The organism is Hymenobacter rubripertinctus, assembly GCF_003583925.1.
GTDB classification, from domain to species: domain Bacteria; phylum Bacteroidota; class Bacteroidia; order Cytophagales; family Hymenobacteraceae; genus Hymenobacter; species Hymenobacter rubripertinctus.
The window spans coordinates 173,719-186,473 of the sequence record NZ_QYCN01000003.1 but is presented as its reverse complement, the minus strand read 5'-3'; the positions used below and the strand labels follow the sequence as shown (position 1 = coordinate 186,473).

General features: G+C 64.7%; 11 protein-coding genes. 8 read left to right on the top strand and 3 right to left on the bottom strand.

The features are described from left to right. Nucleotides 1–92: 92 nt before the first annotated feature. The 5 genes from D0T11_RS02995 (at nucleotide 93) to D0T11_RS02975 (ending at nucleotide 5,387) form a co-directional block, all read left to right on the top strand. A complete protein-coding gene (locus D0T11_RS02995) occupies nucleotides 93–917 on the top strand; it encodes a mechanosensitive ion channel family protein (protein ID WP_119654302.1) in 825 nt (274 codons plus the stop codon). Nucleotides 918–1,032: 115 nt separating this feature from the next. Next, complete coding sequence (locus tag D0T11_RS02990; protein ID WP_119654301.1) at nucleotides 1,033–2,817, top strand: chloride channel protein; 1,785 nt, start codon at nucleotides 1,033–1,035, stop codon at nucleotides 2,815–2,817. Between the two features lie 252 nt (nucleotides 2,818–3,069). Next, nucleotides 3,070–3,543, top strand: coding sequence for a ribonuclease HI (gene rnhA / locus D0T11_RS02985; protein WP_119654300.1), 474 nt, complete (start codon nucleotides 3,070–3,072; stop codon nucleotides 3,541–3,543). A gap of 25 nt (nucleotides 3,544–3,568) precedes the next feature. Further along, nucleotides 3,569–4,672, top strand: a complete 1,104-nt coding sequence (locus D0T11_RS02980) for an acyltransferase family protein (RefSeq protein ID WP_182888217.1) — start codon at nucleotides 3,569–3,571, stop codon at nucleotides 4,670–4,672. After that, nucleotides 4,665–5,387, top strand: coding sequence for a tRNA1(Val) (adenine(37)-N6)-methyltransferase (locus D0T11_RS02975; protein ID WP_245990584.1), 723 nt, complete (start codon nucleotides 4,665–4,667; stop codon nucleotides 5,385–5,387). Before D0T11_RS02980 ends, D0T11_RS02975 begins: the two co-directional genes overlap by 8 nt. A 98-nt stretch (nucleotides 5,388–5,485) precedes the next feature. Here the strand turns inward: D0T11_RS02975 and D0T11_RS02970 are convergent, their stop codons facing one another. The 3 genes from D0T11_RS02970 to D0T11_RS02960 form a co-directional block, all read right to left on the bottom strand. After that, a complete protein-coding gene (locus D0T11_RS02970; RefSeq protein ID WP_119654298.1) occupies nucleotides 5,486–6,265 on the bottom strand; it encodes an ATP-binding cassette domain-containing protein in 780 nt (259 codons plus the stop codon). Between the two features lie 73 nt (nucleotides 6,266–6,338). Beyond that, nucleotides 6,339–7,238 (bottom strand): hypothetical protein, encoded by a 900-nt coding sequence (locus tag D0T11_RS02965; protein ID WP_119654297.1) that lies wholly within the window; start codon nucleotides 7,236–7,238, stop codon nucleotides 6,339–6,341. A gap of 365 nt (nucleotides 7,239–7,603) precedes the next feature. Beyond that, the gene (locus D0T11_RS02960; RefSeq protein ID WP_119654296.1) at nucleotides 7,604–8,962 is read right to left on the bottom strand and encodes a saccharopine dehydrogenase C-terminal domain-containing protein; all 1,359 of its coding nucleotides are present in this window, start codon (nucleotides 8,960–8,962) and stop codon (nucleotides 7,604–7,606) included. A 290-nt stretch (nucleotides 8,963–9,252) separates the two neighbouring features. On the opposite strand from D0T11_RS02960, the gene cdd reads away from it, so the two are divergent. From cdd to D0T11_RS02945, 3 genes are all read left to right on the top strand, one after another. Continuing rightward, entirely contained in the window at nucleotides 9,253–9,756 is a 504-nt protein-coding gene (gene cdd / locus D0T11_RS02955) for a cytidine deaminase (protein ID WP_119654295.1), read from the top strand. A 119-nt stretch (nucleotides 9,757–9,875) separates the two neighbouring features. Further along, nucleotides 9,876–10,520 carry an alpha/beta hydrolase gene (locus D0T11_RS02950; RefSeq protein WP_119654294.1) on the top strand — a complete coding sequence of 215 codons (645 nt, stop codon included), beginning with the start codon at nucleotides 9,876–9,878 and terminating at the stop codon, nucleotides 10,518–10,520. A gap of 256 nt (nucleotides 10,521–10,776) precedes the next feature. Next, entirely contained in the window at nucleotides 10,777–12,720 is a 1,944-nt protein-coding gene (locus D0T11_RS02945; RefSeq protein WP_119654293.1) for a sensor histidine kinase, read from the top strand. Nucleotides 12,721–12,755 lie beyond the last annotated feature (35 nt).

Genomic DNA, 12,755 nt, shown 5'->3' with positions numbered 1-12,755 from the left:
CTTTGCGTTGGCCCCTGGGCCTGACCTGGCCCGGCGCGGTTGCGGGCGGAAAAACGCCGCAGACTCCGCCTTACCTTTAACTACTGCCCTCCATGATTGCCGATTTACACCGCGTGCTGACTGCTTACTGGCAGCAGTTGCTGTTTGTGTTGCCCAAACTGGTGCTGGCCCTGGTGCTGCTGGCCGTGGGGCTGGGCATTGCCAACCACCTCAGCCGCCTGCTGGGCCGCCGCCTGCACCGCCGCTCCGCCGACCCGCTGCTGGCCGATTTCCTGACTCGCATCAGCCAGTGGGTGCTGGGCCTGATTGCGCTGCTGGTGGCCCTGAACGTGCTGGGCTTTTCGGGCATCGTGGGCAGCCTGGTGGGCGCGGCGGGCGTATCGGCCTTTATTGTGGGCTTCGCCTTCAAGGATATTGCCGAGAACTTCCTGGCCGGCGTGATGCTGGCCTTCAACCGGCCGTTTCACATTGATGACACGGTTCAGATCAAGGACTTGGTGGGCCACGTGGTGGCCCTGAACCTGCGCACCACCCTCATGCGCACCTTCGACGGCAAGCACATCTTCCTGCCCAATTCCATGGTGCTCAAGGAGCCACTCATCAACTTCACCCGCGACGGCGACCTGCGCATGGATTTCCTGCTGACCGTGGAAGTCGGCCCCGATACGACCCCGGACCTGGCCACCAGTATCATCCTGCGCTATCTGAGCACGGTGCCCGAGGTGCAGCAAGGCCTGCGCACGCCCTACGTGAACCTGGAAAAAGCCACCGCCACCACCGCCGACCTGCGGGTCTATTTCTGGGGCGACGCCGAGGATTACCGCCGGGGCGTGCTTCAGTTCAAGAGCCGGCTCATGCAGCAGGTGAAGCAGGAGCTGCTCGGCGCCGGCCTGGGCGTGCCGGCTCTGGTGGGGTAGCGCGTCGGATGACAGGGCTTTTGCCAACCACCAATCACCAACCACTGTCATCCGACCGCGCTTTTCGTTAGGTTGCGGCTTCATTGCCGGGCTGCTGTCCCTCCACCGCGCGCCTATGCCTCAAAATACCATCCACCGGCTGCTGCTGCCGCTGCTCTTATGGCGCGTGCGTCACCTCAGCGACCGGGTGTACCTGATTCTGGTGAGCGTGCTGGTGGGCGTGCTGGCGGGCCTGGCGGCGGTGCTGCTCAAAACCCTAGTCCACGACTCCCAGCACCTGCTCAACGCCTGGGTGCCGACCCAGTACCAGGTGTTCACCAGCTCCTTCTACCCCATCATCGGCATTGCCCTCACGGTGCTGTTTACGCGCTATTTCCTGGCCGGCAACCTGGGGCGGGGCATCGGCCCCATCATTTACAACATCGCCCGCCAGGGCAGCATTGTGCCGCGCAGCAAGCTGTTTTCCCAGCTGGTTTCGTCGTTTCTCACGGTCACGTTCGGCGGCTCGGCGGGTCTGGAGGCCCCCATTTCGGTCACGGGCTCGGCCATTGGCTCCAACACGGCCCGGGTGCTGCGCATCGGGCGGCGGGAGCGGCGCCTGCTCACGGGCTGCGGGGCGGCGGCCGGCATTGCGGCCATCTTCAACTCCCCCATTGCGGGGGTGCTGTTCGCCGTCGAAGTTATTCTCTCGGAGCTGTCGGCCGCGTTTTTCGTGCCCCTGCTCATTTCCTCGGCCACGGCCACCGTGGTATCCAAAGCCCTGTACGCGGGCCAGCCCTTCGTGCTCATCACCACCAGCTGGCCCGTCGATGCCGTGCCGCTCTACCTGATGCTGGCCGTGTTCACGGCCCTGCTCTCGGTGTACATGATCCGGGTGTACTTCTGGGCCGATCAGTATTTCGCCCACCTCACCGGCTCCTTCCGCAAGGTAGTGCTGGGCGGGCTGGCCCTGGGCGGCCTGGTGTTCCTGTTTCCGCCGCTTTATGGCGAGGGCTACAACATTGTGCAGCTGCTGCTGGGCGGCCACTCCGAGCAGCTCACCAGCGGCTCGCTCTTCGACGTGTTCAGCGACCAGAGTGCCTGGCTGGTGCTGGTAGTGGCCGGGGGCAGTATGCTGCTCAAGGTGGTGGCCACCACCATCACCATCGGCTCGGGCGGCAACGGGGGCATGTTCGGCTCCTCCCTGTTTGCGGGGGCGCTGTGCGGCTTTATCTTCGCCCGCCTCATCAACCTGAGCGGCCTCTACCCCATTTCCGAAGTGCACTTTATCGTGCTGGGCATGGCCGGCACCCTGGCCGGGGTGGTGCACGCCCCGCTCACGGGCATTTTTTTGATTGCCGAAATTACGGGCGGCTACGCCTTGTTCGTGCCCCTGATGGTGGTCACGTCGGGCTCCTACCTGATTACGCGCTACTTCGAGCCCTACTCGGTGTACACGCGCAAGCTGGTGCAGAAGGGCGTGTACATCAACCACGACCGCGACCGGAGCCTGCTGGCCCGCCTTGATGTGCGCACCCTGCTCCAGACCGATTTTCTGCCCGTTGGCCCCGACGACACCCTGGGCGAGCTGGTGAACACCTTCCGCCACGCTTCCCGCAACCTGTTTCCGGTGGTCGATGCCAAGGGCTACCTGCACGGCATCGTGAGCCTGGACACGGTGCGCGACGCCCTCTTCGACGACGAGCACTACACCACCACCCGCGTCCGCGACCTGATGGCCGAGCCCCTGGCCATCGTGCGCCCCGACGACACGCTGCTCGACACGCTGCGCTGCATGGAGCAGCTGGGGGCCTGGGCCCTGCCCGTCCTCGATCTGGAAGACCGCTACTTGGGCTTTCTGCTCAAATCCACCATCCTGGCCAACTACCGCCGCCAGCTCCTCAAAGACAGCGGGGACTGATTTTTGGGCTGGCCGCCGCCCCCGCTTAGCTGACAGCGCCGCGCTGACGCTCCAATTGTTTCTGGCGCGGCCGCGGCGGCCTTCCCGGGGAAGAGCGGAGAAAACCGCCGCGGGGTTTCGTTTCCACTGTGCATCCGACCAATAGCGGCCGTACCTTGCAGCCTTCTTTCCTGCCTGCTGCTGGCAGCACACGGGCTTTCTTTACGCATGAAAGCCAACAGCCGGCAGCAACTAAATTAACCGCTCAAAAATTTGATTTACCTGTTCACCGACGGCTCTTCGCGGGGCAACCCCGGGCCGGGCGGCTACGGGGCGCTGCTGCGCTTCGGCCCCCACGAGAAAGAGCTGACCCAGGGTTTCCGCCTCACCACCAACAACCGCATGGAGCTGCTGGCCGTGATTGTGGGTCTGGAATCCGTCAACCGCCCCGAGCTGCCCATTACCGTCGTCACCGACTCGCGCTACGTGGTGGACTCGGTGGAGAAGAAGTGGGTGTTTGGCTGGGCCAAGAAGGCCGATTTCGGCAAGAAGGCCAACGAGGACCTGTGGCGACGCTTCATCAGGGTGTACCAGCAGCGCACGGTGCAGTTCCGCTGGGTGCGCGGCCACAACGGCCACCCCGAAAACGAGCGGTGCGACCAGCTGGCCGTATTCAGCGCCACCCGCGGCCCGTTGCTCATCGATGAGGGGTACGAGCTACTTGAGACCAAACAGCCGAAGAAATAATTTCATTATTTCCTATTACATCCTGATGAAATCTTACTATGGTGCCCTTACGGGCTTGCGGGCCATTGCAGCTTTTATGGTATACCTGCACCACTATAATCCTGGTATGCTATTATTCAATAGCATATTACTGGAAGATATATGCAAAGAACTGCACGTGGGAGTAACTATATTTTTCACGCTCAGCGGCTTTCTGATTGCAACTCGCTATTTAGATACTGCTAACCTGCGTTTCACCTATGTCAAAAAATACCTAATAAACAGATTTGCGCGCGTATATCCCCTATATTTTATCATAACAACTTGCATATACATTTATTACTTATCATCAGATACCAGTTCAAAAGTGTTTTATGAATATTTTTTGAATATCAGCTTTCTCAAGGGATTTTCGTGGCAGTATTTGGGCACGGGCATTCAACAAAGCTGGTCACTTACCGTCGAAGAATGCTTCTATCTGTTTGCCCTCTTCTTTTTTGCCGCATTAAAGTATGCCTCCAGAGCCCGGATAGCTGTCTGGTTTTTTTTCCTCATTGCTTTGCCGGCTATTGGCCTTCTGATCATGCATTTGTGCCAACGCCTAGGTATTCCGTTTTTTGAAAACATCCAGCTATTGGTTTCCTATACCTTTTTCGGCAGATTTACCGAATTCTTCATGGGCATTGGCGCGGCAATTCTGCTAAAGAAAATACCTCCAAGCACCCGAATTGCCTGGTTTACATACATCGGAGTTGCCTTTTTTAGCCTCGGAATATATTTTCTATTCAGAATAAAATACATATACGGGGAATCATTCGGCACTCACCATCCCCTAGGAATGCTTGTAAACAATATTTATCTACCTATTTTCATCTCGCTAGTAATCATCGGTTTGATACGGGAGAAAACATTATTTTCAACCGTCTTAAATTCCCAGCTTTTCTCCTTGCTGGGCCGCAGCTCCTACGCATTTTATCTGATACATATGGGCCATATCCACGGCCTGTTCAGTCCTTATTTTGATGAGGAGACATTAACCGGGTCATTACTTATATTTATTGTATTAGTTATCCTCTCTATTGCCCTCTATAAGCTCGTAGAGGAGCCTCTTAACAAGCTGATTCGTTCTTCTCAACCGTCTCTTGGCTAACTCCTACTTCCAGTTCAAGCAGTTTCGCATTGAGCAGGCCGGGTGCGCCATGAAGGTGTGCACCGATGCCTGCGTGCTGGGTGCACTGGCGGCGGTGGAAGACGCGGACCGAATCCTCGACATCGGGGCCGGTACCGGGCTGCTGGCTTTGATGGCGGCCCAGCGCAACCCCGCAGCCCGCATCGAGGCCGTGGAGCTGGATGAAGCTGCGGCCGCCCAGGCGGCGGCCAACTTCGGGGCTAGCCCCTGGGCCGGCCGGCTCACGCTGCACGCCGGCGCGCTGGCGGCGCTGGCCGCTACCGCGCCCCGGCCCTTCGACCATATTCTCTGCAACCCGCCCTTTTTCCGGAACGCCCTCCGCTCCCCCGATGCCCGGCGCACCCAGGCCCGCCACGCGGCCCCCGACACGCTCAGCTTCGCGGAGCTGGCCCGGTTCGCGGCCGATTTGCTGACGAATGCCGGCCGCCTCACCGTGCTGCTGCCGCCCCCCGAAATGCGGGAGTTTGAGCAAGAAGCGGCCCGCGCGGGCCTGTTCCCGCTCACCCGGCTCGTGCTGCATCACCGCGCCACCAGCAAGCCTCTGCGCCACATTACGGCTTTCGGGCGGGCCGGCGGGCCGGTAACCGAAACTGCCCACTCCCTTTACGCATCCGACTCCGACGCCTACTCCGCCTGGTTTCGGGAGCGGCTGGGACCATTCTACCTGGCCCTGTAAACAATAAACGCGTCATTCCGAACGGAGGCGGAGCCGGAGCCGAGGAATCTCGCGGGCACTAGTAAACCCTCTGTTAGGGCTAGCTGGCACAAGGTCAGCTAGCGCAATTCCTCGGCTCCGGCTCCGCCTGCGTTCGGAATGACGCGCATTTTTCTGCCGTTGACTACTCGTGCTGGTGGGCGCGGGGGGAGCAGTAGCTCCAGGCGGCTCAGCTTCTGCTCGTGGAGGTGGCCCAGTAAGTCGGTGGGCAGGCGGGCAAAGTCGGTGGCGGGGTAGTGGCGCAGCACCCGTCCGTCGGCCAGCACCGTGATTTCGTCGCAGAGCTCCGTGAGCGAGCCCAGCAGGTGGGACGTGAGCAGGAGGCCGGTGCCCTGCCGGCGCAGGCGGCGCAGCATTTCCATCAGCAGCAGGTTGGCACTCAGGTCGAGGCCGTTGAAAGGCTCATCGAGGATGAGGTAGCGAAAATCCTGCACCAATAAGGCCAGCAGCGCCAGCTTCTTCTGCATCCCGGCCGAATACTGCTCGGCGTACTGATCCAGGGGCAGTTCCAGCAGCTCGTTCCAGCCGCGCAGGTCGGGCACCGGCCGGCCCCGGGCCTGGAGACAGAACTGCACGTACTCGCGGCCCGTGATGCGGGGATAGAAATAGGGCTCGTAGGGCAGCAGGCCGGTACACTCCCGGATGGGCCGGCCGCCAGTTTCGCGCACCGTACCCGCATAATCAGTGTGCAGGCCGTAGAGGCAGTGCAGCAGTGTGGTTTTGCCCGCCCCGTTGGCCCCCACCAGTCCGTGCAGGCTGCCGGGCCGCAGCTCCAGGTCGATGTGGTGCAGTACCGTGTGCGCCCCGAAACGTTTGCCTAAGCCTTCGATTATCAGCATATTCTGTTCCTTATAACGTGTCCCTCGCTTTCCGCTTTTCGGAACCGGGCTGCCCCAGCAACGAGCCCCGCAATTATTCCGGCCGGTACTGGGCCAGCCGGCGCCGGCTCTTCACCAGCAGCCCCAGAAAGCAGGCCAGCAGCAGGGCCAGATAGGCGGGGTTGCTGCCCAGAATGCTCAGGCCCACCCCCACGGCCCCGGCCTGGGTGAGCCGGCCGAGCGTGGCGTGGGGGTAGAACGCGTACTTGGCCAGCACCACCATCGTCAGGACCAGGGCGCACCAGAGCAGCAGCGCGGCCGCTCCCCCGGCCCCGGCCATGCCCCCGGCCAGCACGGCCGCCAGCGGGGCCACCGTCAGGCCGAAATACAGCAGCGCCCACCCAACGCGGCCGCGCAGCCAGGGGCCGGGGCGGCCCAGGGCGGGCAGCAGCCAGCCCACCACCGCCAGGGCCGGGCCGGTGCTGCCCTCCCGCGTGGCCCCGGCCGCCGCCAGCAGGCCCAGCCAGGCCAGCCCCAGCCCGGGGCGGCGGCCCGCACTCACCCACTCAAAGGCCACGCTCCGAAACAAACCGGGCCGCCGCCTTTTGCTTACCGGGGCGGCCGCGGCCGGCACCAGGGCAGCGGCGGCGGCCCCCACCACCGTGAGCAGGGCCGGCCCCGGCTGGCCCAGACCCAGCACGACCAGGGCCGGCAGCAGACCGGCCAGGGCATATTCCGCCGCCAGCCAGCCCCGGAACTCCGGGGTGGTCAGGTGCAGAAAGGCCAGATCGGACCGGCGGCGGTGGTGGCTCAGCACCAGCAGGCCCACTGCCCCGGGCACCACCCAGGCCAGGCCAGGCCGGGTGGCGGCCGTTACCAGGCCCTTGCCCAGTACCAGCACCAGCAAGGCCCCCAGCGCCAGCAGCCGCGCCCAGCCCAGCTCCCGCACCTGCCGCGCCAGCAGCCGCAGCCGTAACCGCAGGTAGTGTTTCATGCTGTTGAAGCTGTTTAGAAAGTCCGCTTTATGGCGGGTTGGGGCGCACCACCGCTTAGGCCGCAACCTGACGCTGCCCGGCCAGCCAGCCCCGGCGCCGGCTTACTGGGCCGGTCGGTTGTGCCGTCCCGCAACCTTTCTTGGATGTGGAGTATTCCGAACAAATTTTGAAATACTCCACAAGCTTTTCGCGGATGATGTGGAGTATTTTCTCCGAATTCAATAATTCTCCACAAACTGCGACGGTACGTCATTCGGCGGTTTCCGATTCTTCGTTGTCCCTGGGCAGGAGCCAGTTCCTGGTCCACGCCATCGAAACGGAGGACCTTCGGCCGCTCACGCCGGCCAGCCGCAACGTGCCCCAGCTACCCGGCCACTACCGGCGCGTCTTCTTCCACGAAGGCAATGCCGTAGTCGGCGGCCAGCTCGTCCAACACCGGCTCGTACACCTCGGGCAACGTCGGGATGACGACGCCGCGCCGCGTGAGCTCGCCCCGCAGCAGGCGGCGCACGCTGATGCCCAGCGGCAGGCCCACAGTTTTGGCCATGGCCGTGTGCACGGCATCATCGCCCAGCACCACCAGCGAGGAGGTGGCCGCGTGGGGCTGGCCGGCCAGCTCGTACTCGAACTGGTGCTGCATCACAATCATGTCGTGGTCGTGGGGTTGCAGGACCCATTTTTCGGTGAGCCGGCGCTCCAGCAGCTGGGCGGGCGTGGCGTTGGCCAGCCCCACCGGCGTCTCGCCAAACAAACCCAGCCAGCTCAGGCGCTGCATTTCGGGCGAATCGGGGGCCAGGTGGAGGTGCTCGGCCACGCGCCGGGCCAGGGGTTGGCCGGGCGTAGTGGGCTGGGGCAGGTAGGCTTCCACCAGCTCGGCCCAGGGGAGGCCGATGGGGTTGTTAAGCTGCACGGCATCGTCGGTGAGGCCCAGCCGAACCAGGGCGTGCCAGCCGGCGCAGTAGCCCGGCCGGCGCAGCGTGCCGCGCAGGATGGTGGGAATTTCCTCCAGGCCGTAGGGGGCGCGGTAGCTGAGCGAGTCGCGGTTGGCGTAGCCCTCAAACTCGCCGAAGCCGGGCACCACCAGCGTTTCGGTGCGGGCGAACAGCTGCTGGTACGGGATGAAGCGCAGGCAGCCGTTTTCCAGGAATTTGGCCGTGCCCTGGCCCGCCAGCACCACGTTGCGCGGGTTCCAGGTGAACTTGTAGCGCCAGGGGTTGTCCTGCTCCGAATCGGGGGCCAGCAGCCCGCCGCAGTAGGATTTGAACGACGTGACCCGGCCGCCGCGCCGGCGGATATCGGCAATCACGCGCATGGCCGACATATGGTCGAGGCCCGGATCGAGGCCCGATTCCATGAGCAGGGTTACGCCCGCGGCCTGGGCCTCGGCGTCCAGGGTCCGGATTTCCTCGCTCACGTAGCTGGCCGTGGCCAGGTGGCGGCCGTGGCGCACGCAGGCCCGGGCCACGGTGGCATGAAACAAGGCCGGCAGCATCGAAACCACCACGTCGGCCTGGGCCACCAGCTCCTCCAGCCGGGCCTCATCGTGCACGTCGAAGGGCACGGCGCGGGCGTAGTCGGAGTGGGCGGCCAGCACGGGGGCCAGGTGGGCCGGCTGCACGTCGGCCACCGTCAGAAACCAGCCTTCGGCGGGGGCGTGGCGGAGCAGGTATTGAATCAGGGAGGAGGCCGAGCGGCCCGCCCCCAGCAGCAGAATCCGGGACATAGGAAGGAAGTGGGTGGGCCGGCAAGTTAAGGAATGGATGGGTGGCTGAGTGGGTGGCTGGGGGAAGCAACTCTCATCCTGCGCAGCGCGAAGGAGTCTATCAGGCTGGAACGAGGGAACTAACGGTTCGGGCTGACGTGAGAATATCCTTCGTCCTTGCTTGATGGGCGATGGGCTCAACATGACGGTTGCCTCCCCCAGCCACCAGTTCAACAATAAATTTGTACATTCACCGCCCCTTTTCACTCTCCCGGGGCCGCTTGCCGGTGCCGGGTCGTTCTTTGCCCTTCATGGCCCATCCCCTTCACCTGACCATCACCGTTGACGTGGTGGCCGCCGAAGCTGACCTTTCGCCCACTGAGGCAGCCACCTGGCAGGCTGCCCGCGCCGCCACCGACCACGCCTACGCGCCCTACTCCCACTTCCACGTGGGCGCAGTGCTCCTGCTCGATGATGGCACCTATTTCCGGGGCACCAACCAGGAAAATGCGGCCTTCCCCTCCGGCCTGTGCGCCGAGCGCACGGCCCTGTTCGGCCTGGCCGCCTCGCAGCCCGAGCGCCGCATCCTGGGCATGGCCATTGCGGCCCGCCCCGCCCATGGCGAGTTTGTGGCCGTAACGCCCTGCGGGGCCTGCCGCCAGGTGATGGCCGAGTACGAGCATCGCCAGCAGCAAGCCATTCCGCTGCTGCTGCCGGGTCCCGAGGGCTCCATCTACCGCTTCCGCTCTCTCTCCGACCTGCTGCCCTTCGGCTTCAGCGCCAACGACCTGCCCCAGAATGAGGCGGTGAACTAGTGAGGTGGTGAGTTTAACGAGCAACGGTCCTCATGGCGCGGGCAGCGCCGGCAGGGTCCTGCAACATCAGACTCACTAGTTCACCACCTCACCACCTCACTAGTTCACCACCTCACCGCATGGAGCATCAGATAGCCGTAGCGCGCACGGCGCGCTACTCGCAGCTGGGCGAGTTGTCGGCCGCCACCCGCCGGGTGTGGTTCGTGGCCCACGGCTACGGGCAGCTGGCCGCCTACTTCATCCGCCACTTCGCCCACCTCACCGACCACGACCCCGGGCTGGTCGTTATTGCGCCCGAGGGCCTGTCGCGGTTCTATTTGCAGGGCACCGGGGGCCGGGTGGGGGCCACCTGGATGACCAAGGAAGACCGCCTGGCCGAAATCGACGACTACGTGGCCTACCTCAACCAGTTGGCCGCCACCCTGCTGCCCCGGGCCGCCCCCAACGCGGCCGTCACGGTACTGGGCTTCTCGCAGGGCGCAGCTACGGTCAGCCGCTGGCTGGCCCGCGCCTGCTTCCGGCCGGCCCGGCTCATCCTCTGGGCCGGCGCTTTTCCGCCCGATATGGAGTTCTCCGTTGCTTCTCTGCTGCTGCGCGGGTTGCCCGTTACGCTCGTCTGCGGGACCAACGACATGTTCGTTACCGATGCCGCCCTGGTCCAGCAGCAGGAGTTTTTGCGGCGGCTGGGCGTGCGGGCCGAGCTGATTCGTTTCCCGGGCACGCATACGCTGCACGCGGCTACCCTGAGCGCGCTGGCCGGGTAGCGCGCCTTCCGGCTCCGGCCGGAGCCGTTGTTGACTGGCCGGAGCCGGCCGCTTCTGCTGACGGCGCTGCCCCCTGCTGGTTGCGTAACCAGCAGGGGGTGCGGGCGCGGGCAGCGCGGGAGCATAGCTGTAATTTCCTGCCATATTGCGGGCGCTCCATCTACCTAGTTCCGGGTATTGTTACCGGGCCGCCCGGCTTGTTACTTGCAAGCCAGCTCCAGCGGCCGTACCGGGTTGTTCAGGTTGGGGCCTGCCGATGCGCTACCTGCTGATTTTCCTGATCCTGACCCTGATGCTGCCGGGGCGCGCGGCCCGGGCCGCGCGCCCCGATACGTTGCGGCTGCTCGCCTCCAACGATGGGCCGTTCCACCCCTACCTGGCCTACTGCTTCGACTCCACCACCCAGCCCGCCACCGGGGCGCGGGCCGCCCGGCTGTGGCAGCTGGGCCGGTTCCGGCCCCTACCGGCCGGCCGCGTGTTCCAGGCCGGCTTCACCCACGACCGTCTCTGGCTACGGGCCGTGGTCGTCAATACCCTGCCCCAGCGCACCCGCTTCGTCTGGAGCATTTACACCGGCGTAGACAGCGTGGCCCTGTTCGGCACCTGGCCGGGAGCCGGCGGAGCCTTGCCGCCCCCCCGGGGCCTGGCCCGAGCCAGTGGCTGGGATACGGCCGAAAACCGCCCTGTGCCCAGCCGGATCCTGAGCCTGCCCTTCTGGCTGGACGCGCGGGCGCGGGCCGTATTGTACCTGCGCGTGGACAACCGCACCGGCGCCCTCTACCTGCCCACCGACATCACGACGGCCGAGGATTTTCTCCAGTACGAATCCACGTATTTCACCACCAAGAACTGGGCCTGGCTGCTGGGCCTGTACGTGGGCAGCACCCTGTTCAGCCTGATTTTGTTCGTGTTTCTGCGCGACCGGATTTACCTCTGGTACGGGGCCTACGTGCTGCTGAGCACCTGGTTTCTGCTGATGGAGGACGGCCTGGAAGCCGTGCTGCTGCCCCCGGCCCTGCACTCGCTGGGCTGGATGCTGGGCCAGTACACGCTGCTGATGCTGGCCCTGGCCTGCGAGTTGCGGGTGCTGGCCCTGTTTATCCGGCTGCGCCAGGGCTGGCCCCGCCTGCACCGGCTGAGCCGGGCGCTTAGCAACGGGGCGGCCGGCTACGCCCTGCTCTACGGCATTGGCTACACCCTGCTGCCGGCCCATAGTCAGCTGCTGCCGTGGCTCAACGGAGTTCGCGAGTTCCTGACTATTGCGCTGCTGCTGGGCTCCGTGCTGCTGCTGGTTGTGGTTGGCAGCCGGGGGCGCGCGCCCCAGCGCCGGCTGGCGGGCTATTACAGCCTCACCTACGCCATCTTTTGCTACGGCTCCATCAACTTTCTGCTCAACCGCTCGGGCCTGAGCAATATTCATCTGGCCAACCCCAACGCCCTGGCCTGGGGCCTGGCTCTGGAGCTGATGGGCCTGAGCGCGCTGCTGATCGGCCGTTTCCGCCAATCGTTGCGCCAGACGACCGCCCTGCGCCTGCGCCACCTGCACGAGAGCGCCACGGCCGGCCAGCGCCTGATTGCCGCCCAGGACGAGGAGCGCGAAGCCCTGGCCCGCGAGCTGCACGACGCGCTGGCCCCCGGCCTGACGGCCCTGCACCTGGCCTGGCAGGGCCGGCAAGTGCAGCACGCGCTAAGCGAGGCCCCGGCCGTTCTCCACGATGCCCACCACTACACCGAAACGCTGCTGCGCCAGCTGCGCCACGATGTGCGCACGCTCAGCCAGGCCCTGCTGCCGCCGCCCGGGGAGCAACTGCCGCTGCCAGCCGCCATTGGCCTGCTGGCCGACACGCTGAACCTGGCCGATGAAGGCCCCCTGATAAGCTGGCACTGCGACCCCTCGGCGACGGGTTTCCCGCTCGCCGTGCAGGCTACCGCCTACCGCATTGTGGCAGAGCTGCTGCACAATGCCCTCCGCCACGCCCAGGCCCAATCAATCCGGGTAGACGTGCGCCACCAGGCGGCCGGCCTGCGCCTGTGCGTTCAGGACGACGGGCAGGGGTTCGATTTGTCCAGTCCGCCCGGGGGCCGGGGCGGCCTGGGCCTGCGCAGCATTCAGGCCCGGGTGGGCTACCTGCGGGGCCTGGTCGTCATCAGCTCACCGGCCGGCCAGGGCACCACCGTCACGGTTGAGCTACCCTTCTAAACGCACCCGCTTCCCTCGCCTGTTACTTCCGCGCC

Excerpts from the sequence above, each read along its gene's own strand:
- D0T11_RS02990 (WP_119654301.1), top strand. The coding sequence starts at position 1,033 with ATGCCTCAAAATACCATCCACCGGCTGCTGCTGCCGCTGCTCTTATGG.
- cdd (WP_119654295.1), top strand. The coding sequence starts at position 9,253 with ATGGCCCATCCCCTTCACCTGACCATCACCGTTGACGTGGTGGCCGCC.
- D0T11_RS02960 (WP_119654296.1), bottom strand. The coding sequence starts at position 8,962 with ATGTCCCGGATTCTGCTGCTGGGGGCGGGCCGCTCGGCCTCCTCCCTG.
- D0T11_RS02945 (WP_119654293.1), top strand. The coding sequence starts at position 10,777 with ATGCGCTACCTGCTGATTTTCCTGATCCTGACCCTGATGCTGCCGGGG.
- D0T11_RS02980 (WP_182888217.1), top strand. The coding sequence starts at position 3,569 with ATGAAATCTTACTATGGTGCCCTTACGGGCTTGCGGGCCATTGCAGCT.
- D0T11_RS02965 (WP_119654297.1), bottom strand. The coding sequence starts at position 7,238 with ATGAAACACTACCTGCGGTTACGGCTGCGGCTGCTGGCGCGGCAGGTG.
- D0T11_RS02995 (WP_119654302.1), top strand. The coding sequence starts at position 93 with ATGATTGCCGATTTACACCGCGTGCTGACTGCTTACTGGCAGCAGTTG.
- D0T11_RS02950 (WP_119654294.1), top strand. The coding sequence starts at position 9,876 with ATGGAGCATCAGATAGCCGTAGCGCGCACGGCGCGCTACTCGCAGCTG.
- D0T11_RS02970 (WP_119654298.1), bottom strand. The coding sequence starts at position 6,265 with ATGCTGATAATCGAAGGCTTAGGCAAACGTTTCGGGGCGCACACGGTA.